Origin of the sequence: Chryseobacterium sp. B21-037 (assembly GCF_028570785.1) — a bacterium.
Lineage (GTDB): Bacteria > Bacteroidota > Bacteroidia > Flavobacteriales > Weeksellaceae > Chryseobacterium > Chryseobacterium proteolyticum.
Map to the genome: position 1 here is coordinate 3,097,971 of NZ_JALGCB010000001.1, position 21,536 is coordinate 3,119,506.

Here is a 21,536-nt window from a genome sequence, read left to right on the forward strand (position 1 = left end):
TCATTAATTATAAATTATCGGATAATTACCCGCAAAGTGAACAAAATAATTTTCAGCAATAACTTTTCTTACAAATTTTTTATATTTTTTTGTAGGGAAGACACAGTATCCATTTTTTTTACAAAAGTACTTTTTTATGAACTTTGGAACATTTTTTTCAAAGGCTTCAATTTGATTTCCTTCACTAGTTCCTTTTATCTTGTATAAGACCTGAACATTAAATTCAGCTGGTAATGCTTCAAACCACCCATTGACCTGGGATATATATGCGAAGGGAGTTTCCTCAAAACTATTTAATTCTCCCTGATTATGCTCTGAAAAGTAATAGTCTTTAAATATATCTGCCACTTTTTTTGGACGGAAAATAAATACTCCTCCGTTAATACTTCCCTTTAATAAAGGATGAGTATCAAAATGCCTATCTGTAAAATACATTTCAGTGGTTTCCTCCAATATTCTTGGAATATGTCCCCAGGTTTTATTAAATTCCTCTGTTCCGCGTGGATCAAGTACTGCTCCAAAATATTTATTCTCAGGAAGATATTCAAATACAGATGGAGCTTTTTCTGATATCGCAATATCAAGATCCAGAAACAAAACGATATCATAATGCATTGTTTTGGAAGGTATAAGTAATTTTTGTGATAATAATGGGCGATAAAAGTCTTCATCCAGAGGTTTGTCAAGAATAATTAAATCTGCACCGCATTTTTGTGCGTACTTCTCAAACTGAGTTTTACTTTTATTAAATATTTTCTGATATTTTTCTCCTACTATAAAAAGACAGATCGCTTTTTTCATTGTATAACTTTCAATGTTTTTGGACTACAAAAATACATTTAAAAAAATAACACATAGAGAACTTGTAATTATCATCAGGATCTAAATTTCTTTATTTTTTAGCGTTATTATCTATTTCTAGCTTAATTATTATTTGCAGCACCTTAAATTACTTTAAAATATTAAATCACTACCTCTTCTTACATTAAACATAATTTTAAATTTATTTGATTTAAATAAATATTTACATTCAAGAATGGCTATTTATTTATTTTATCCCAAATTAGTGATATGTAGATTATTCTATTATCTTTGCGCCTTTAAAATTAAATTAAGCATATGAAAAAGAAATTACTGAAACTGAGCACTCTTGCTTTTACATTTTCTATACTCTTAAGTATCTCCTCATGTAGAGATGCTTCTGAAAACATAGATTCGGTAACCACATCCGAGGTAAATGGAAATTTAGCAAACAAAATTCAATCATTCAGAAATGTTGAAGAAAAAAAAGTCTTAGTAGAATTTAAAAACTTTATCAATAGCCAGGCATCTCAGAACATTGAGAAAAATGCTATTTTTTTTCATGAACAAAAATTAAAGTCCATCTATAAAGAACGACAAGAATTTCATTTTACAAGTATCCAAAACCTGGCTGATGAGATCAACTCGTTAGTATTAATTGACAAAGAAAAATCAGAAAAATTATTTACTTCTTACTCAAAATTTCTAAGAAAGTCGATATACACAGTTGAACCAACTGTTAATTACGAAGACGCAATTACCTTAGACATAAGTAAGCTAACAAAAACCAATGATCCTACAGGAAAATATATTGGAGTTGTGTCAGTAAAAGAGGGTATACTTCTTACTAATGGAGCATATTCTATCACATGGCACGTTGGAATTGAAAAGCATAAAGATGATTTAGGAACTACTTTTTATCGTAATTTTACACAAATTGGATCTAATGTACAAATCAATGGACAATGGACAACATATCCAAGCTCTATGAGACCCAGTCTAGATTCAAGAGCCGATTTTTTTGGAGCATCAATTTATCATCATGAAATGTTAGGTTTCTTATCTGATTATGGAAGTGTAATACGAAATACAGGTCAAAAAACAGATTATGGATGGGCTCCAAAAAGTGCACGTATAGGAGGAACATTTACAACTACAGTAAATGGTGCTGAATATAGTCTGGAAGGAGCAAGTAATTTTACCTGGTAAATTAAAAAGAGCAAATCATTTTCTGATTTGCTCTTTTTAATTATAGAACAAGACAAAATTAGTTATTATAAATAAACCATCATTGTTAGCTTCTAAAAAATATATTTTTAAGTAAATTTGCACAAAATTAAAATTGATAATGGAGAAAGTAAGAGTACGTTTTGCTCCAAGTCCTACAGGACCTTTGCATTTGGGAGGTGTAAGAACCGCATTATATGATTATCTTTTCGCTAAAAATCAAGGTGGCGAGTTTGTATTGAGAATTGAAGATACAGATACAGCAAGATATGTAGAAGGTGCTGAAGAATATATTGAAGAAGCTTTAGAATGGTGTGGAATCATTCCAGATGAAAGTCCTAAAAAAGGAGGAAAATACGCTCCTTATCGTCAATCTGAAAGAAGAGAAATTTACGACAGGTATACCGAGCAGATCTTAAAAACGGATTATGCATATATGGCTTTTGACACTCCTGAAGAACTGGATGCTATCCGTGCAGAATACGAAACTAAAGGAGATGTTTTTTCTTATGATAACAAAACAAGAAATCGCCTGAGAAACAGCCTTGCATTATCCGAAGAAGAAGTACAAAAACTTTTGGATGAAAAAACACCTTACGTGGTGAGATTTAAAATGCCTGTCGACAGAATTTTAAATCTTGAGGATATTATCCGTGGTAAATCATCTGTAAATACCAATACTTTAGATGATAAAGTTTTGGTTAAAAATGATGGAATGCCCACTTATCACTTTGCCAATGTAATCGACGACCATGAGATGAAAATAACTCATGTTATTCGTGGAGAAGAATGGTTACCTTCTTTGGGCTTACATACTTTATTATATGAAGCAATGCAATGGGAAGCTCCACAATTTGCTCATCTTTCACTTATTTTAAAACCAGAAGGAAAAGGCAAACTTAGCAAAAGAGATGGTGATAAATTCGGATTTCCTGTATTTCCGTTAGATTTCAAAGATCCCGAAACCGGAAATATCTCCAAAGGTTACAGAGAAAACGGATATCTTCCGGATGCATTTATTAATATCGTCGCTCTCTTAGGATGGTCCCCTGCTGCTGATAAGGAAATTCTTTCATTGAAAGAAATGATAAAAGAATTTGATCTTCATAAAGTTCATAAAGCAGGTGCGAGATTCAGTAAAGAGAAAGCGGAGTGGTTCAACCATCAATATATTCAGTTAAAGTCTGATAAAGAACTTCTTGACATTTTAAAAAGTACAGATCTTGATTTATCCCACATTTCTGATGATAAACTAATCAGAATTATCCATCTTATGAAGGAAAGGGCAACATTTCCAAAAGACATTTATGAAAATGGAAAATTCTTCTTTGAAGCTCCTACTTCCTATGATGAAAAAGCATCAAAGAAAGCGTGGAATGAAGACACTACAACCATTTTAAGTGAACTCTCTTTTGTTTTAGAAAAAACAGAAACATTCAATGCAGAAACATTGAAGCAGGTGGTACATGATTTTGCAGATAACAAGGGACTTGGAATGGGCAAAGTAATGATGCCTTTACGTCTCGCTCTTGTAGGAGAATTGAAAGGGCCGGATGTCCCGGATATCATGGAACTACTTGGAAAAGAAGAAACTATAGTAAGAATAGACAATGCTATTAATAATTTTAAATAGAGTTTCATAATTTTTCATAAATTTGAACGATATAATTTACTTCAAGAATGGAATATTTAAGTTTCGAACTTCCTATAAAAGAATTAATGGACCAATACCAAACATGTTCTTTAGTAGGAGAAGAAAGTGGTGTTGATGTAAAATTAGCATGTAGTCAAATTGAGGATAAGATCATAGAGAAGAAAAAAGAGATCTATGGAAACCTTACTCCTTGGCAAAGAGTACAACTATCCCGTCACCCTGATCGTCCTTATGCATTGGATCATATCAATGGTATTGCAGACAAGGGTAGTTTTCTGGAGCTTCACGGAGACAGAAATTTTGCAGATGATCCGGCATTGGTTGGAGGCTTAGCTACTCTGGATGGTCACAAAGTAATGATCATCGGAACCCAAAAAGGGAGAACAACCAAAGAAAGACAGCACAGAAGATTTGGGATGCCAAATCCTGAAGGTTATAGAAAAGCTCTTAGACTAATGAAATTAGCTGAAAAATTCCGTATCCCGGTTGTAACTTTAGTGGACACACCTGGAGCATATCCTGGATTAGAAGCAGAAGAACGTGGACAAGGTGAAGCTATTGCCCGAAACATTTTTGAAATGGTTCAGCTTAAAACTCCGATATTCACTTACATTATTGGTGAAGGAGCTAGCGGTGGAGCATTAGGAATAGGTGTTGGAAATAAAGTATATATGCTGGAAAACACATGGTATACTGTAATTGCACCCGAAAGTTGTTCTTCTATATTGTGGAGAAACTGGGATCACAAGGAAGATGCAGCGAATGCATTAAATCTTACCCCGCAAGATGCATTAAGAGAAAAATTCATTGATGGGATTATCGAAGAACCTCTGGGAGGAGCACACTACGATCCTGAAACAGCATATTTGAATTTGAAAAGTTCAATTTTGCAAAACATAAAAGCTTTCTCTAAGTTTACAGGACAGGAACTTGAAACTCAACGTCAAGAAAAATTCATTGCCATGGGGCAATTTAAAGGATAAAAATAAAAACGGTTAAGAAATTCTTAACCGTTTTTTTATTCTATATTGATCATTCAATTTTTTATTCAGAAACATTCAGCTCAATCTCAATATCTTTGCTGATCTTTTTTATGGAAGAATATTTTGCATCACAAACCATTGTTGTCAAAACATATTCTCCCTTATCTATTAAAATAAAATTCTGCCCTTTTGCAGGAACACTTAGATTGTAATATTTTTTCCCACTGATCTTTACAATCAAATTACAGTTCGATCTATTTTTAATATTGATGTATGCCTCTTTTAAATTAGTATCATTGCTAAAAAGATGAGTAAGCATAGCAGCTGTCCTTTTATTCTCTTCACTTGGTTCTGATTTTTTGCTTCCGCTTACGCTGGCATAATTTACTTTTGTTTCAGAAGGTGCAGATGCTGAATTTACGGCTAGTGTTTTGCCACTGTTCAATTCATTATTTTTAACAATTTTTTCTATTTTTTCTTTACTAATAGGCTTAATAGTTGGTTTTGCCTCCGGAGAATTATCAGCCATAATTATTTCTATCAGCTTCCTTTTAAAGTAATCTGTTTTTGCATGATTCGGGTTTTGTTTTAAAAATCCGGCTATTACTCTTGCCTCCTTTGAACTTTCAGCATCCTGTTCAGTATATATTATCAAAGTCTCTTTTTCCACAACAGCTTTAGATTTGGCCCTTTTCTTCTTCTGAGAAAAGCCAAGTGTAAAAATGCATAAAAATATAAGGAGAAATATTTTTTTCATTAACTAAGCATTTTAAAATTATTAACAAATAAATAACGTGAAAAGTCAATTTTTAGTTTGTCATTAAAATCATTATCTTTGCACTGCTCAAAAATAAACTAAAAAATCAAAACTAATTCTTAATAAAAAAAATAATAGATATTATGTCTTATACACCAGCTGCTGCAGACGTAGCAAAATTGAGAAACCAAACAGGTGCAGGTATGATGGACTGCAAAAAAGCTTTAGTTGAAGCTGAAGGAGATTTCGAAAAAGCAGTAGATATCCTTAGAAAAAAAGGACAAAAAGTTGCGGCTAACAGAGCTGACAGAGAATCTACTGAAGGAGTTGTTATTGCAAGAGTAAATGAAGATAACACTTTAGGTGCTGTTATTTCTTTAAATTGTGAGACTGACTTTGTTGCTAAAAACGAAGCGTTCATCGAGTTAGCTTATGAGTTAGCTGAAATGGCAATTTTTGCTGCAACTAAAGAAGAACTTCTAGCTACAGACTTCCACGGAATTACTGTTGCTGAAAAACTTATCGAGCAAACAGGAGTTATTGGTGAAAAAATTGAGATCGGTGCTTTTGAAAGACTAGAAGGTCCTTTCTTAGGAGCTTATATCCACGCTGGAAACAAAATCGCTGCAATTACATCTCTTTCTTCTAAAGTAGAAGGAGCTGATGAAGCTGCTAAAGCTGTTTCTATGCAGGTTGCTGCAATGAACCCTATCGCTCTTGACGAAACAAGAGTTTCTCAAGAAACTATTGACAAGGAATTAGAAATCGAAAGAGAACTTCTTACTAAAGAAGGTAAGCCTGAAAACATTATCGACAATATCCTTAAAGGTAAAATGCAGAAATTCTACAAAGAAAACACTTTGGTTCACCAAGCATTTATTAAAGATGGAAGCCAATCTGTTGCAGACTATGTAAAATCTGTTAATGGAGATTTAAAAGTTACAGGATTTGTAAGAGTAAGTCTTAACTAATCTTGTCTTCTTAAGATAAATAAAATCCCGATGAAAATTCATCGGGATTTTTTTATGCTCTTACTATTATTTTTGAACTTAAAATCGCCATGGTAAAAATTATTCTTTTTACGATTATAATTTTCATACACTCAAAAGATTTTGACATATAATTATGAATTATTTTTTATTTTAGCCCGTAATTTATTAATGATATATCAAATATTATTTTAAATTTGTAGAAATCCTAATTCCCAAGTTTATGAAAAGATTTCTACTCAGTTTATTACTGTTCTTTTTTACAATTAACCTATTTTTCGCACAAAGAGATACTGAGCACTGGATAGCCCCTTATTATGATACCGTTGGAGGATATACCAATGCATTATATTTATCTACGGATTCGGTCACTCCCTTTGATGTACAAATTTATAATAATAATGCCGTGGTTACCACTGTTACAATCAGCAAAGGGAGCCCACAGGTCTATACCATCACGGACAATGCCCTCATAATGGCCAACACTACGGCAAATGCTTTTACTGCAACAAGTAAAGGACTATACCTTAAAGGGGACAAGCCTTTTTATTGTAGTTTAAGATTAGCACAAAGCGTACATGGTGAAATCATCACCAGTAAAGGAAAAGCGGGTATTGGTAAAGAATTTTTCGTAGCATCCAGCCCTAACACTTCAACAAGTTCACTATACAATTTTACCGCAGGAATTCTTGCTACAGAAGATAACACAACCGTAACTGTCTCATGGAATGGCACAGGCGTTACTTTTTATGGAGGAACACCTACAGGAAATTCACATACTTTCACATTAAACAAAGGACAATCATTTATATTTGCAGGTTCCGGGAATTCCAACCCAAATCTTACCGGATTTATCGGTGCTAAAGTTGTCTCCGACAAACCCGTTACATTAACCAATGGTAGCTGCAATGGAAATTTCGGGATATTAGGATCCGGAGGTTCTGACCCTGTTCTCGACCAGTCTGTCCCAGTAGAAAGGCTGGGTAATACTTTTGCCATGGTCAAAACTAGGTCCACAGCCCCTTCTCAAAATATGGAAGGCGGAATCATCATAGCCACAGAAGATAATACAGATATATTTTTAAATGGCTCTCCTACTGCTGTAGCAACAATCAATGCAGGACAATGGTATAGAATCAACGAAACAAGTTATGTAACACAAACCGGAGCGGGAACACATTCCAATATGTTTATTTCCACATCCAAAAAAGTATATTTATATCAATTTGTAGCTGTAGGAGATAGTAATGCTACCTGTGGATTTAATTACATCCCACCTCTAAACTGTTTCCTGCCCAGAAAGATTGATGAAATTGGAAACATCAATCAGATGCCGGGTATTTCAAGTGGGATTACATTAAAGCTAAACATTTTAACAGAGACAGGAGCAGCTGTTTTAGTGAACGGAGTCGCTCCAACGGCCGCACAAGGACCTTATCCATTGACAGGAAATACCCAATGGCAAACCTATGCCATTGAAGGGATTACAGGAAATGTATCCATCACATCTACAAAAGCTGTAACTGCAGGAATTAATGGCGGATATAGCTCCGCAGGATATGGAGGTTACTTTGCAGGATTTTCATCAGTCCCAGTAATCAGTAAAAAGACAGGGGAGTGTGTCCCTGGTATTGTTTTGGAAGTTGACGATGGATATGAAACCTATCAATGGTATTTAAATGGGGTTGCCATTCCTGGCGCTACTACCAATACTTACACGCCTACCCAGGCAGGAAATTATACCGTGAAAGTTGGTATGGGAACATGCCCTCCTGTAACAACGCCTATTTATAAGGTTTTCAATTGTATGAAAAATACAACAACCAGTATAAATGCTTGTGCTACTAAAATTATAACCCCAACCTTTTCAAGCTCTACACAGACACCTGTACCGAGTACTGTATCCATTTTAACAGCACCTACTCACGGAACAGCAGTCCTAAACCCTTCGACAGGAATAATAACTTATAATCCTGCACCGGGATATTTAGGACCAGATGTAATCGTTTATACTTTCTGTGGAAATGCTCCGGAATTCATCGACTGCGAAACAGTAACTGTAAATCTGACAGTTGTCCCTTTTATCGTAAAGGATGCCACCCTGGAAGCATGTCAATATGAAGACAAAGCTTATTTTGATTTAACAACAGCCAATGTTATTGACTTCAATTTAGTAACAAAAAAATACTACCCCACTTTAGCTGACCTGAACGCTAATACCAATCAGATCACAGAGCCTCAACACTATGGTTCTGCGGGAGGAGTTGTTTATGTTAAAATTACAAGTAATGAAGGATGTACAGGAATTGCAAAAATTACACTAATTGCAAAACCTATTAAGAAATCTCCTACTCTGCTTGATAAATATATTTGTATTGATTCTAGAACCAATCTTGATGCAGGCCCTGGTTACGATTCATATCAATGGAGCACGGGTGCCACTACACAATCCATAGAGGGAGTAGGAGTTGGTGAATACACCGTTATTCTTGGAAAAGACGGATGCTTTGTTACACAGATTGTAAAGGTTATCAAAACTCAGGATCCTGTAATTACTCAGATTGAAATCTCTAACAATACGGCAACTGTTATTGTAACTGGTGGTACACCACCTTACAAATATTCCGTAGACGGAACATCAAACTGGCAGGATTCAAATGTATTTACTAACCTTTCCAGAGGGCAACATACATTCTATGTAAAAGATGCCAATAATTGCACCCCTATTTCTGTTGAAATTACGGTTCCTAACTTAATCAACGCAATAACTCCAAACGGCGACAATATCAACGATTATATTGATTACAGTGAACTGGGTTATAAAGAGAATCTTAGCTTTGTCATCTATGACAGGTACGGAAATAAAATATTCACCGGCGACAAATTCAACAATTACAAATGGGATGGAAGACATTTCGATAAAAAGATAGTGACAGGAACTTACTGGTATCACATTAACTGGAATGAATCCAACAAAGAAAAAACACCTATAAAATATACGGGTTGGATTTTAGTAAAAAATAGAAATTAACATTAAATAATTATTAAATAATTAGACCACGATTAATTAATCGTGGTTTTTTATTGTTGTAATAGATTATTATTAAAACATATCAAATAATCTACTATTTTTGTATAAAATTATAATTCCCAATACCATGAAAAAATATTTCTTTAGTCTAGTTCTGGTTCTTTTTATAATTAATACACTCTTTGCCCAGAGGGATACAGACCACTGGATAGCGCCTTATTACAGTACTATTGAAGGATATACTAATGCCTTATACCTATCAACAGATTCAGTAATCCCATTTGAAGTTAAAATCTATAACAACAATTCTATAATTGGAACAGCTATAATCAGCAAAGGAAATCCACAAATATTCACTCTAAATAACAATGTAATACTTGCAACTAATATAGCTGATGGATTTAAAGTAATTAATAAAGGATTATATCTTAAAGGTGATAAACGCTTTTACTGCAGCTTAAGAATGGCACAAAGCGCACATGGTGAAATTATCACCAGTAAAGGGAAAGCAGGTATTGGCAAAGAATTTTTCATAGCATCCAGTCCAAATAGCGCAATAAGTGCAATTTATAATTTTACAGCAGGAATTCTTGCTACAGAAGATAACACAACCGTAACTGTCTCATGGAATAGCACAGGCGTTACTTTTTATGGAGGAACACCTACAGGAAATTCACATACTTTCACATTAAACAAAGGACAATCATTTATATTTGCAGGTTCCGGGAATTCCAGCGCCAACCTTACAGGTTTTATAGGTGCTAAGGTTGTAGCTGATAAGCCTGTAGCTCTTACTAACGGAAGCTGTAATGGTAATTTCGGAATACTCAGCTCGGGGGGCTCTGATCCTGTTCTTGATCAATCTGTTCCTATTGAAAGACTTGGCAATACTTTTGCCATGGTCAAAACTAGGTCCACAGCCCCATCTCAAAATATGGAAGGCGGGATTATTATTGCAACAGAAGATAATACTGATATATTTTTAAATGGTTCTCCAAATCCAATATCTACCATAAATGCGGGACAGTGGTATAGAATTAATGAATCCAATTATGTCACACAAACCGGAGCAGGAACACATTCCAATATGTTTATCTCCACATCTAAAAAAGTATATTTATATCAATTTGTAGCTGTAGGAGACAGCAACGCGACCTGTGGATTTAATTACATTCCACCACTCAACTGTTTCCTGCCCAGGAAGATAGATGAAATTGGAAATATTAACCAAATGCCTAATATAAACAGTCCAATAACACTGAAATTGAATATTCTCACTGAGACAGGTGCAGCCGTCCTTGTCAATGGAGTCGCCCCAACTCCTTCACAAGGACCTTACCCTTTGACGGGCAATACCCAATGGCAAACCTATGCCATTGAAGGGATTACAGGAAATGTGTCCATCACATCTACAAAAGCGGTAACTGCAGGAATTAATGGAGGATATAGCACTGCAGGTTATGGAGGATACTTCGCAGGATTTTCATCTGTCCCGGTAATTACGAAAAAAAAGCGGTGAGTGTGTCCCTGGTATTGTTTTGGAAGTTGACGATGGATATGAAACTTATCAATGGTATTTAAATGGAGTCGCCATTCCCGGAGCTGTAAATAGCACCTATACTCCAGTACAATCAGGAAACTACACTGTAAAAGTAACAATGGGAAGCTGTCCGGTAACAACTCCAATTTATAAGGTTTTTACCTGTATGAAAAATACAACAACCAGTATAAATATATGTGCCACTAAAATTATAACCCCAACCTTTTCAAGCTCTACACAGACACCTGTTCCGAGTACTGTATCAATTTTAACAGCACCTATTCACGGAACAGCAATCCTAAATCCTTCTACAGGAATAATTACTTACAATCCTGCGCCGGGATATTTTGGACCAGATGTAATCGTTTATACTTTCTGTGGAAATGCTCCGGAATTCATCGACTGCGAAACAGTAACTATAAATCTGACAGTTGTCCCTTTTATCGTAAAAGATGCCACCCTTGAAGCTTGTCAATATGAAGACAAAGCTTATTTTGATTTAACAACAGCAAACGTTATTGACTTCAATTTAGTAACAAAAAAAATACTACCCCACTTTAGCTGACCTGAACGCTAATACCAATCAGATCACAAATCCACAAAATTACGAATCCACAGGAGGAGTTGTGTATGTTAAAATTACAAGTAATGAAGGATGTACAGGAATTGCAAAAATTACACTAATTGCAAAACCTATTAAGAAATCTTCTACTCTGCTTGATAAATATATTTGTATTGATTCTAGAACCAATCTTGATGCAGGCCCTGGTTACGATTCATATCAATGGAGCACGGGTGCCACTACACAATCCATAGAGGGAGTAGGAGTTGGTGAATATACCGTTATTCTTGGAAAAGACGGATGCTTTGTTACACAGATTGTAAAGGTTATCAAAACTCAGGATCCTGTAATTACTCAGATTGAAATCTCTAACAATACGGCAACTGTTATTGTAACTGGTGGTACACCACCTTACAAATATTCCGTAGATGGAACATCAAACTGGCAGGATTCAAATGTATTTACCAACCTTTCCAGAGGTCAACATACATTCTATGTAAAAGATGCCAATAATTGTAAACCGATTTCTGTAGAGATTACAGTTGTCAATCTTATTAATGCCATAACTCCTAATGATGATGGACATAATGATTATATTGACTATAGTGCCTTGTCATATAAAGAGAATCTTATTCTAGTTATCTATGACAGGTACGGAAATAAAATATTCACCGGCGATAAATTCAATAATTACAAATGGGATGGAAAACATTTAGGCAAAAAAATTTCCACAGGAACTTACTGGTATCACATTAACTGGAATGAATCCAACAAAGAAAAAACACCTGTAAAATATACGGGTTGGATTTTGGTAAAAAACAGAAATTAAATTTGACAATATTTCCAAACCACGATCTTAGAATTGTGGTTTCTTTTTATTATTTTATTGCATTTTTTTTAAATTACTTGATGATATATCAAATAATCTCCTATTTTTGCAACAATCCTAAATTCCCATATCTATGAAAAGATTTTTACTTAGTTTATTCCTATGTTTATTATCCTATAATTGCCTTTTTGCACAAAGAGATACAGACCACTGGTTTGCTCCTTATTTTGATAGCTCATCTTCGTCAGCTACAAACTACGCACACGGGCTTTACTTTTCTACTGACTCTGTCACTCCTTTTGATGTCAAAATTTATAGTAATAATGCATTAATCGGGACCGTTACTATCAGTAAAAACAGCCCACAATCCTTTACTTTGGGTGCTCAATACATCAGAACAACAAGCTCTTCAAGTGCTGCCGTTCCCACAAATCTTGGAGTTCATACCAAAGGAGACAAGCCTTATTTCGCTTCTTTAAGAATATATAATATTTCTCACGGAGAAATTGTTACTTCTAAGGGGAAAGCTGGAATTGGAACTCAATTTTATGCCGCAGCGACTCCTATGACTGTTAGTTCCACATCTAATAACTTCACAACGGGAATAATGGCAACAGAAGATAATACTACCGTTACCATTTCAGGATATGATCCCAATATACAATTCATTAATAATACCACTCCTCCACTATCACTTACGACGACATTAAACAAGGGACAATCCTATATTCTTGCCGGACTTGGAAATACCGTTGCTAACCAGACGGGATTTATTGGAGCAAAAATTGTTGCTGATAAGCCTATATCCGTTACCAATGGTAATTCAAATGGGTTTTATGCAACAACAACATCTGCTGATGGTTCGGATTTAATTATGGACCAGTCCGTACCAACGAACAGACTTGGGAATGAGTTTGCCATGGTAAAAAGTATTTCCACAAGCCAGAACAATATGGAAGGAGGAATTATAATTGCCACAGAAAACAATACTGAAATTTATCTTAATGCGGGAACAACTCCAGTTGCTACCATCAACGAGGGAGACTATTACAGAATTATGGCCAATGACTATGCTACTCAAGCGGGCGGTCACTCTAATATCTATATCCGTACTACAAAAAATGTTTATTTGTACCAATTAATTGGTGCCGGCTCTGCCAATAATACGGGAGGTTACAATTACATCCCCCCTTTAAATTGTTTCCTTCCCCGAAAAATAGATGAAATCGGGAAAATTCAGGAAATGCCAACCTATACAGGTACCGTTAACTTAAAACTTAATATTTTAACTGAAGCCGGTGCAGCAGTTACTGTAAATGGTGCTACTCCAACCGCAGCACAGGGACCATTTCCTCTTACAGGAAATACACAATGGGTAACATATGGTATACAAGGAATTACAGGAAATGTTACCATTACATCAACAAAAGCCGTAACTGCCGGAATCAACGGTGGATATAGCACGGCGGGTTATGGCGGATACTTCGCAGGATTCTCATCAATCCCTGTAATCGCGAAGCAAACAGGAGACTGTATTCCAGGAATAGTTTTAGAGGTAGACGACAGTTTTGAAACCTACCAATGGTCTCTAAACGGAAATCCAATTCCGGGTGCAACTTCCAACTCTTACACTCCAACTCAGGCGGGAAATTATACCGTAAGAATTACCGTAGGAAGCTGCCCTCCTGCTACAACACCTGTATACAAAGTATTCTCTTGCCTTGAACAATCTACAAAATCTCTAATCATGTGTGAGGGATACCAGGCGATTGTCCCTGAATTTACAAATTCAACCCAAACTTATGTTCCGGGAACGGTAACCATTGTAACTCCACCAGCGAATGGAACAGCAACAATTGATCCTGTAACCGGTGTTATCACTTATGTTCCGAATTTCGGATACTTTGGTCCGGATACTATTGTATATAAATTCTGTGGAAATGCCCCGGAATTTATTGATTGCGAACAGGTAACGTTAAACTTAACAGTTTCTTCAACGCCAACTGTTACCAATGCAGCATTGAGAGCCTGCTTCCTGGAGCAAAATCCGTCAACCGGACTATTTAATCTTACTTTGGCTGCAGTAACCACACAGGCTGGAACTACAAAAAAATATTACCCATCACCTACTGATGCAGTAAATGGGACAAATGAAATTACAAATCCTACTACCTACATTGCACCAACCGGAGTTGTGTATATTAAAGTAAGCAATGCCAATGGATGTTACAGAGTTGCGGAAGTTACCCTGACTGTTCTGGCACCTGTAAAATCTACAGTACTGGTTGATAAAATCATCTGTATGGAAGATAAAACCACACTTGATGCAGGCCCCGGATTTGCTTCTTATCTATGGAGTACAGGAGCTACTACACAGTCTATTACTAACGTGGGAGTCGGTACTTATTCTGTCCAATTAAAAACGGGTGAATGTACAACAACACAAACGGTTAATGTATATCCCGCAGAGCAACCTGTTATTTCTAATGTTGACATAACGAGCAATGCCATAACAGTATATGCTATAGGAGGCACTCCTCCTTATAAATATTCTATTGATAACATAAACTGGCAGGACTCTAATGTATTTAATAATATTCCACGTGGAGATGCTGTTGTATATGTTAAAGACGCCTATGACTGTGATCCTATTTTTGTTTCCGTTACTATTCCAAACCTGGTTAATGTAATTACACCAAATGATGATGGTGTAAATGATGTAATTGATTATTCGTCATTATCATACAAACCAAATTTAACATTCAATATCTATGACAGGTATGGTGCTAAAATCCATCAGGGAGATAAAACCAATGGCTATAAATGGAATGGAACAACCAATGGAAGTAAAAGAGTATCTACAGGAAACTATTGGTTTGATATTAGCTGGAATGAGCCTAATAAAAAGCAAACACCAATAAAATATTCCGGCTGGATCCTTGTAAAAAACAGAGAATAAGATTTTCTTGAATAATAATAAAAACCACGATTTCGAATCGTGGTTTTTTTATTATTTTTTCAACATATTACTACTTATTATTATTAAATTTGCGTTAAAAGCTAGTACTAAATGAATAAAATTCTATCTTTTTTATTTATATTTTATATTTTCTCGTCTGTATCTGCCCAATTGGACAGAGAACATTGGTTTGCCCCGATGGTAGACAGAACCGGAAATCCGAATCCCTATCAGAAACTGTATCTTTCTACCAACCGGACAACATCATTCCCTGTAAGTATTTATAATAATAATGTATTAATCGGTACCGTAAACATCAGTAAGAATAATCCTCAAAAATTTGATGTATTAAGGGATTATATCATCACAACACAGCAAACGGACCTATTTACTCCCACATCTAAAGGCCTTTATTTAAAAGCAGAATTTCCTTTTTACGCAAATTTGAGATTTTCCGTATTCAACCATGCTGAAATTATCACTTCAAAAGGTATTCCCTCAACTGGAAAAGTTTTTTACGCAGCCAATGCTCCGATCAGTGTTACTAATATTATTTTAAACTTTATGACCAGTATCCTGGCCACTGAGGACAATACAACGGTTACTATATCTGGATATAAGCCTACTGTCCAGTTTTCAAATGGAACAACAGGAGCTACTAACCCTGTGATTACATTTACACTTAATAAGGGGAAATCTTACATTATAGATGGTATCGGAGATATTGCCGGAAACTTTGACGGATTTATTGGAGCGAAAATAACCGCTAATAAACCTGTAAATATCACCAATGGAAATTTTAATGGCCAGTATGCAGGGAATTACCCCACCAGTTCAGATATTCTAATGGATCAGGCTGTCCCCGTTGACAGGCTTGGAAATGAATTTGCGCTCGTCAAAGGAAACGGAAATATCGGCGCCAATATGGAGGAGGCATTAGTAATTGCAACAGAAGATAATACCCAAATCCGTGTAAATAACGAAGTCGTTCCTATTGCTACATTAAATACAGGACAATACTTTATTATTCCAGATACCAAGTACCAGCTGCAAGGAAACGGTCACTATAATTTATATATTAAAACGACAAAAAATACTTACGTATATCAGATGTTAGCCGGGGATGCAACCGCAGGAAATGAGGTGGCTACAGGGGGCTTTAATTTTATTCCTGCCCTCAACTGTTATCTTCCCAAGCAAATTAATGAACTGGGATTTATAGATGAAAATTTTGTCCACTCCAATAATAATCCAAATGGAATCCTCAGCATTCCAACAAAACTTAATCTTATCACCGAAAAAGGAGCCAATGTAACAGTGAACGGCATTACACCACCTGCTACAACGGGACCGTTTAATATGACAGGAACAAATAACTGGGTAACTTATGGAATTCCCAATGTTACGGGAACCATTACCGTTGTTTCCGATAAAGCAATTACGGCCGGAATCAATGCCGGAAGTGACGCTGTTGGTTATGGAGGATTTTTTGCAGGCTTCCCGACCCAACCTGTTATTTTAAAATCAGGGGGCGATTGTGTTCCGGGAATTGTTCTTACTGTAGACCCTGTTATTTATAACGCCTATCAATGGTATCGCAATGGAATTCTTATTCCGGGAGCAACGAATGTTTCATATACCCCAACCCAGTCCGGAAATTATAATTGCGCCGTTACAATGGGTAGCTGTGCTCCATTAATTACCGAGCCTTATAAAGTCTTAAATTGTACTAAACTCAGCACCGCCTCATATGATGTTTGTACAAGCCATACAATTAATCCTGTATTTAGTTCTTCTACCCAGACACCTGTAATCTCAACAATAGCCATCTTAACGCCCCCTACATTAGGAACAGCAACGATAAATCCTACTACAGGGGCCATCACATATAATGTAACTAATCCGGGAACTGCCGGAACAGATACCTTTACTTACACATTTTGTGGAAACGATCCGGATTTTCCTGATTGCGAAACTGTGACTGTTACGATACACATTCAGGTTTTAACGGTAACTAATGCTACTTTATCTGCCTGCGATATCAACGGTCAGGGCACCTTCAATCTCACTTCAGCGAATGTTACTACCAGTACACCTGTAACCATTACCTATTACCCTACCTTGACTGATGCGCAAACAGAAAATGCCACTGCTCTGATTACAAATCCCAATAATTATACAGCTCCGAATGGAACTATCATTTATGCTGTGGTAAAAAACCCTTCCGGATGTAAAAGCATTGCCCAGATCACACTCAATCTGTACCCGGTAGCAATTGTTCTGCAGAATTATAATGGTACTTTCTGTGATGATAATTTTGATGGTATAGTAACGGTTATACTATCAAATATTACTCCCTTGGTGCTTTCAAACAGTACTTATTTTACAAACGTAAGATATTATGCAAATCTAGCTGATGCTGATGCCGGAAATGCAAATAATTTACCCAACACCTGGAGCTACAGTGCTACCACAACCATTTACATAAGGGTAGATTCTCCCGACGGATGTGCAAAGGTAATCCAACCCCTTACATTTACACTAGGTGCAAGAGTTCCTTTACTTAAAAATACAGTAACGGAAAGTTTTTGTGATGATGATCTGGACGGAATAAAACAAGTAAATTTAAGTCAGTATATCACACAATTTACAACAGACCCTTCAGTAAACGCTACTTTTTTTGCAACTCTTACAGATGCTCAGAATAACATCAATCCAATCAATAACCCCGTAATCCTTACGGGCACACAAACTACTTTCGTAAGATTTCAAAAGCAGGGAGCTTGTGCAGAAATAGGAAAGATAATCATAACCATAAAAACGCCTAAACGATCAGACTTACTTACTGATCAGATTATATGCCCTAATACCAAAACAACTTTAGATGCAGGTCCCGGCTTTGAAAGCTACCTTTGGAGCACGGGGGCAACAACATCTTCTATTTCCAATGTACCTGCAGGAAGTTATTGGGTAGACCTGCAATACAATGGTTGTATTTACAGACAGTTTGTAAATGTTACCGAATCTCAATCTCCAGCCATTGTTTCCATAGAGATTAACGGGAATACAGTAACTATAGGGGCAAGTGGAGGAACTCCTCCTTATGAATACTCACTCGATGGAACGACCTGGCAGATTTCAAACGTTTTTCAAAACCTGCCACGAGGGAGCTATATTATTTATGTAAGGGATTCCAAAAGATGTAATGAAGTTCAGAGGCCTTTTACCATCATCAATCTGATCAACACCATCACTCCAAATGATGATGGTCATAATGATGGAATAGATTATTCCGCATTGATGACAAAAGATAATATTGAGTTTAGAATTTATGACCGGTACGGCGCGGAAATCTTCAGAGGCACTGCTAGTAATCGTTATACCTGGGATGGGAAGTTGGGAGGAAGACCTGTGAATACAGCAACATACTGGTATACCATCAGCTGGACTGAGTACGGGGCAAGTACTGTCGTAAAATATTCTAGCTGGCTTTTGGTAAAAAACAGATAGCAAAACATCAACAGAAGAAAATGATCTAAAAAATCAACGTTATAACATTCATTAACACTTATGAACTAAAGTTTAATATAACTTTAACCTGTTTTCACTATCTATCTAGGTATAAATTGATGTAATTCTATGTAATTTTGCCACATTATATGAAGAAACTTATAACGCTCTTGCTATTGGTTTTTCTTGCAAAGATCAATGCTCAAATATATTCCGGGGAAGTATTCCTTAGAGACAATTCCATATTATATTTAAATCAGGTTTATGTAACAAACCTGAATACTCAGCGAACCGTTCTTACTGATTATAATGGTGATTTTAACATTCAGGCTAACCCTGGAGATGTTATACGTTTTACTTCAATCGTTACAGAAAGAAAAGATATCCGCCTTACCCCTCAGATGTTCGGCATTAAAAGCCTGATCGAGCTGAAAATTGCCTATCATGATATCCAGGAGGTTGTCATCAGCAGATTTAAACCTACAGGAAATTTACGATATGATGTTAATGCCTTAGCTAAGAAAGATAAAGCCCTTGAGCTGAAAAAAGTAATTGGGCTTCCGGAGCCTAAGGGAGATGGCAATCCGCCACAGCTTCCGGTAGCGGGACTTCGTGACGGTGGCTTAACATTTAGTCTTGAAAGCATTTACGATATTTTATCTGGAGAAAGAAAAAAGAAACAACGTTATGTTGCTTACGAGAACATGAATAATTCGGTGACTCAAATAAAGAACTATTTGGGTAAAGATTATTTCCTGAAATTTAAAATTCCTGAAAATTTAATTGATAACTTTTTACAATTTGTTTATTCTTCAGAGAATATACAACCTTATGTACAGGCAGGTAACTTTGAAGCTGTAAAAATTCCAATTGAAAAATATTTACCCATCTATCAAAGAAGGCTAAAGAACTCCCATCTGCAAGATATTGTAAAATAACATACAGTTATTGAGATATTTACAAAAAAATTGTATTTATATACAATATATTCTTAAATTTATCTCACGTACTAGTGTAAAATAAAAATTATATTGGTACGTTATCTTTTTAAAGACTAACTGACCTGAATACAAATTAAGGAGAGATACCATTTAACCTAATATTTGTCAGATGAAAAAGTTACTTCTATTCTTTAGTACACTATTATTTATTAGCCTTTCTGCTCAGAAAAGAGGAAAGGACTACACGAATATTCTAAAAAGTAAAAACATTTATGAGATCAATGCTTTTCTTAGAGATGCCCATCCGGATGATCCCCGTAGATCAGTTTTAAAACCTAAAGTAATGGATATGATGAGGGAGTACATCAAGAATGCTCACCCGGCAGATCAAAAAGTAAAAGAAATGCAGGAAATGCTTGCTTTGCTTAAAAGGAGGCCATCTACCAAGATCACTTTTGATGAAATGAATGCTATCATTAAACAAAAGCAGATCGCAAAATACAAAGCAGAATTAGCTGCCAAACAATCTTCAATCGTTTATACGCCCAGTAATGCACAAAATGCAATTGTAGTCAACACATCTTCAACAACGGTAGCAATTCCAGATGCTGAAGCAGAAGAATTCAATATGCTGATGGCAGTTTCTCCCACGGAACATAAGAACAGGACAGTACAGATCCTAAATTCATTGTTTGATAATGATCCTATGAGCAAAGAATGTATCGTGCTTATAGAAAACAAATCAGACTGTAACATGATCGTGAGAATGGAAGGTGTTGGTACTACAAAATACAGACTCGCTGTTCCGGCACATAATGAAAACTCCATAGTTGTACAAAAAGGAGATTATCTTTTTACAAGCATTGTTTGCGGAGCACAATATGCCTCTCAAAAAACGATTCAAAAACCGATTATGGTTGCACTGGGATCCTCGGAACCTAAAAATTAACCTTTTCTTTTTAAGAGCAAAAGGAGCCAGTTATGCATAAAAATCACTATTTTTGCCAGATTTTCATTTATAGTCATGGGTAAAAATAAAATAGCAAGATTCGAAGAAAACAAAATATTACCTAACGTCATTCAACCGACAAGGGAAGAAGTTTTAAGTGGTTTCGAACTTAAAGGAAATTGGAGAACTGATTTCTTTAAAAACAATAATCCTATTGTTCTTGAGTTAGGGTGTGGAAAGGGAGAATATTCTGTTGGTCTTGCAAAAGCATTCCCAGAAAAGAACTTTATAGGGATAGACATTAAAGGAGCAAGGTTCTGGTTCGGAGCTAAAGAGGCTGTTGAAAACAATATGCCTAATGTTGCTTTTTTAAGATCTCAGATTGAACTTGTAGATCACTTCTTTGCAGAAAATGAAGTGGATGAAATATGGATCACTTTCCCGGATCCTCAAATAAAATACAGACGTACAAAACACAGGCTGACTCATCCTGACTTTCTGGATCGGTATAAAAAATTCTTAAAACCAGGCGGAATCATTCATTTGAAAACAGATTCCGAATTTTTACATGGCTATACGTTAGGTTTTCTACAGGGAGCCGGCTATGAAATAATCACTGCCCATCACGACATTTACGGAGCTCCGGAGTATGATCCCGACACAAAATATTTAAGGGATATAAAAACATATTATGAAGCACTTTTTTCCGCAAAAGGAAAGACTATTACTTATATAAAGTTTAGAATAAGTTAAGTTTTATATGTACACACATTTGATGAAAACAACTATTCTGACTTTAATAGG

General features: G+C 35.7%; 15 protein-coding genes. 13 read left to right on the forward strand and 2 right to left on the reverse strand.

Annotated features, from left to right (window positions below):
* Positions 1 to 3: 3 nt before the first annotated feature.
* A complete protein-coding gene (locus MTQ00_RS13770; RefSeq protein WP_273649746.1) occupies positions 4 to 801 on the reverse strand; it encodes a hypothetical protein in 798 nt (265 codons plus the stop codon).
* Positions 802 to 1,119: 318 nt separating this feature from the next.
* Here MTQ00_RS13770 and MTQ00_RS13775 point away from each other — a divergent pair, with 318 nt between their 5' ends.
* The 3 genes from MTQ00_RS13775 (at position 1,120) to MTQ00_RS13785 (ending at position 4,665) form a co-directional block, all read left to right on the forward strand.
* On the forward strand, positions 1,120 to 2,010 hold the full coding sequence (locus MTQ00_RS13775; protein ID WP_273649748.1) for a hypothetical protein: 891 nt from the start codon (positions 1,120 to 1,122) through the stop codon (positions 2,008 to 2,010).
* Positions 2,011 to 2,149: 139 nt separating this feature from the next.
* Positions 2,150 to 3,661: a glutamate--tRNA ligase gene (gltX, locus tag MTQ00_RS13780; protein ID WP_273649750.1), complete on the forward strand. Its 1,512-nt coding sequence runs from the start codon at positions 2,150 to 2,152 to the stop codon at positions 3,659 to 3,661.
* Positions 3,662 to 3,708: 47 nt separating this feature from the next.
* Positions 3,709 to 4,665, forward strand: a complete 957-nt coding sequence (locus tag MTQ00_RS13785; RefSeq protein ID WP_172280876.1) for an acetyl-CoA carboxylase carboxyltransferase subunit alpha — start codon at positions 3,709 to 3,711, stop codon at positions 4,663 to 4,665.
* Between the two features lie 61 nt (positions 4,666 to 4,726).
* On the opposite strand, the gene MTQ00_RS13790 is transcribed toward MTQ00_RS13785, so the two are convergent.
* A complete protein-coding gene (locus tag MTQ00_RS13790) occupies positions 4,727 to 5,422 on the reverse strand; it encodes a DUF6759 domain-containing protein (RefSeq protein WP_172280878.1) in 696 nt (231 codons plus the stop codon).
* A 143-nt stretch (positions 5,423 to 5,565) separates the two neighbouring features.
* On the opposite strand from MTQ00_RS13790, the gene tsf reads away from it, so the two are divergent.
* The 10 genes from tsf to trmB all read left to right on the forward strand — a co-directional run bounded on the left by tsf (position 5,566) and on the right by trmB (position 21,485).
* A complete protein-coding gene (tsf, locus tag MTQ00_RS13795) occupies positions 5,566 to 6,393 on the forward strand; it encodes a translation elongation factor Ts (RefSeq protein WP_172280880.1) in 828 nt (275 codons plus the stop codon).
* Positions 6,394 to 6,634: 241 nt separating this feature from the next.
* A complete protein-coding gene (locus tag MTQ00_RS13800; protein WP_273649756.1) occupies positions 6,635 to 9,442 on the forward strand; it encodes a gliding motility-associated C-terminal domain-containing protein in 2,808 nt (935 codons plus the stop codon).
* 127 nt (positions 9,443 to 9,569) lie between these two features.
* Positions 9,570 to 10,961, forward strand: coding sequence for an IgGFc-binding protein (locus MTQ00_RS13805; RefSeq protein ID WP_273649758.1), 1,392 nt, complete (start codon positions 9,570 to 9,572; stop codon positions 10,959 to 10,961).
* Between the two features lie 19 nt (positions 10,962 to 10,980).
* Positions 10,981 to 11,547 carry an Ig-like domain-containing protein gene (locus tag MTQ00_RS13810; protein ID WP_273649759.1) on the forward strand — a complete coding sequence of 189 codons (567 nt, stop codon included), beginning with the start codon at positions 10,981 to 10,983 and terminating at the stop codon, positions 11,545 to 11,547.
* Positions 11,548 to 11,608: 61 nt separating this feature from the next.
* The gene (locus tag MTQ00_RS13815; RefSeq protein WP_273649761.1) at positions 11,609 to 12,373 is read left to right on the forward strand and encodes a T9SS type B sorting domain-containing protein; all 765 of its coding nucleotides are present in this window, start codon (positions 11,609 to 11,611) and stop codon (positions 12,371 to 12,373) included.
* Positions 12,374 to 12,506: 133 nt separating this feature from the next.
* Positions 12,507 to 15,332 carry a T9SS type B sorting domain-containing protein gene (locus tag MTQ00_RS13820; protein ID WP_273649763.1) on the forward strand — a complete coding sequence of 942 codons (2,826 nt, stop codon included), beginning with the start codon at positions 12,507 to 12,509 and terminating at the stop codon, positions 15,330 to 15,332.
* Positions 15,333 to 15,443: 111 nt separating this feature from the next.
* The gene (locus tag MTQ00_RS13825; protein ID WP_273649765.1) at positions 15,444 to 18,842 is read left to right on the forward strand and encodes a T9SS type B sorting domain-containing protein; all 3,399 of its coding nucleotides are present in this window, start codon (positions 15,444 to 15,446) and stop codon (positions 18,840 to 18,842) included.
* Between the two features lie 149 nt (positions 18,843 to 18,991).
* Positions 18,992 to 19,780 (forward strand): hypothetical protein, encoded by a 789-nt coding sequence (locus tag MTQ00_RS13830; RefSeq protein WP_273649767.1) that lies wholly within the window; start codon positions 18,992 to 18,994, stop codon positions 19,778 to 19,780.
* A 172-nt stretch (positions 19,781 to 19,952) separates the two neighbouring features.
* Positions 19,953 to 20,732 (forward strand): DUF6759 domain-containing protein, encoded by a 780-nt coding sequence (locus tag MTQ00_RS13835; RefSeq protein WP_273649769.1) that lies wholly within the window; start codon positions 19,953 to 19,955, stop codon positions 20,730 to 20,732.
* 75 nt (positions 20,733 to 20,807) lie between these two features.
* Positions 20,808 to 21,485 (forward strand): tRNA (guanosine(46)-N7)-methyltransferase TrmB, encoded by a 678-nt coding sequence (gene trmB / locus MTQ00_RS13840; RefSeq protein ID WP_172280894.1) that lies wholly within the window; start codon positions 20,808 to 20,810, stop codon positions 21,483 to 21,485.
* Positions 21,486 to 21,536 lie beyond the last annotated feature (51 nt).

Excerpts from the sequence above, each read along its gene's own strand:
- MTQ00_RS13775 (WP_273649748.1), top strand. The coding sequence starts at position 1,120 with ATGAAAAAGAAATTACTGAAACTGAGCACTCTTGCTTTTACATTTTCT.
- MTQ00_RS13835 (WP_273649769.1), top strand. The coding sequence starts at position 19,953 with ATGAAAAAGTTACTTCTATTCTTTAGTACACTATTATTTATTAGCCTT.
- MTQ00_RS13830 (WP_273649767.1), top strand. The coding sequence starts at position 18,992 with ATGAAGAAACTTATAACGCTCTTGCTATTGGTTTTTCTTGCAAAGATC.
- gltX (WP_273649750.1), top strand. The coding sequence starts at position 2,150 with ATGGAGAAAGTAAGAGTACGTTTTGCTCCAAGTCCTACAGGACCTTTG.
- MTQ00_RS13805 (WP_273649758.1), top strand. The coding sequence starts at position 9,570 with ATGAAAAAATATTTCTTTAGTCTAGTTCTGGTTCTTTTTATAATTAAT.
- trmB (WP_172280894.1), top strand. The coding sequence starts at position 20,808 with ATGGGTAAAAATAAAATAGCAAGATTCGAAGAAAACAAAATATTACCT.
- MTQ00_RS13790 (WP_172280878.1), bottom strand. The coding sequence starts at position 5,422 with ATGAAAAAAATATTTCTCCTTATATTTTTATGCATTTTTACACTTGGC.
- MTQ00_RS13785 (WP_172280876.1), top strand. The coding sequence starts at position 3,709 with ATGGAATATTTAAGTTTCGAACTTCCTATAAAAGAATTAATGGACCAA.
- tsf (WP_172280880.1), top strand. The coding sequence starts at position 5,566 with ATGTCTTATACACCAGCTGCTGCAGACGTAGCAAAATTGAGAAACCAA.
- MTQ00_RS13820 (WP_273649763.1), top strand. The coding sequence starts at position 12,507 with ATGAAAAGATTTTTACTTAGTTTATTCCTATGTTTATTATCCTATAAT.
- MTQ00_RS13770 (WP_273649746.1), bottom strand. The coding sequence starts at position 801 with ATGAAAAAAGCGATCTGTCTTTTTATAGTAGGAGAAAAATATCAGAAA.
- MTQ00_RS13800 (WP_273649756.1), top strand. The coding sequence starts at position 6,635 with ATGAAAAGATTTCTACTCAGTTTATTACTGTTCTTTTTTACAATTAAC.
- MTQ00_RS13825 (WP_273649765.1), top strand. The coding sequence starts at position 15,444 with ATGAATAAAATTCTATCTTTTTTATTTATATTTTATATTTTCTCGTCT.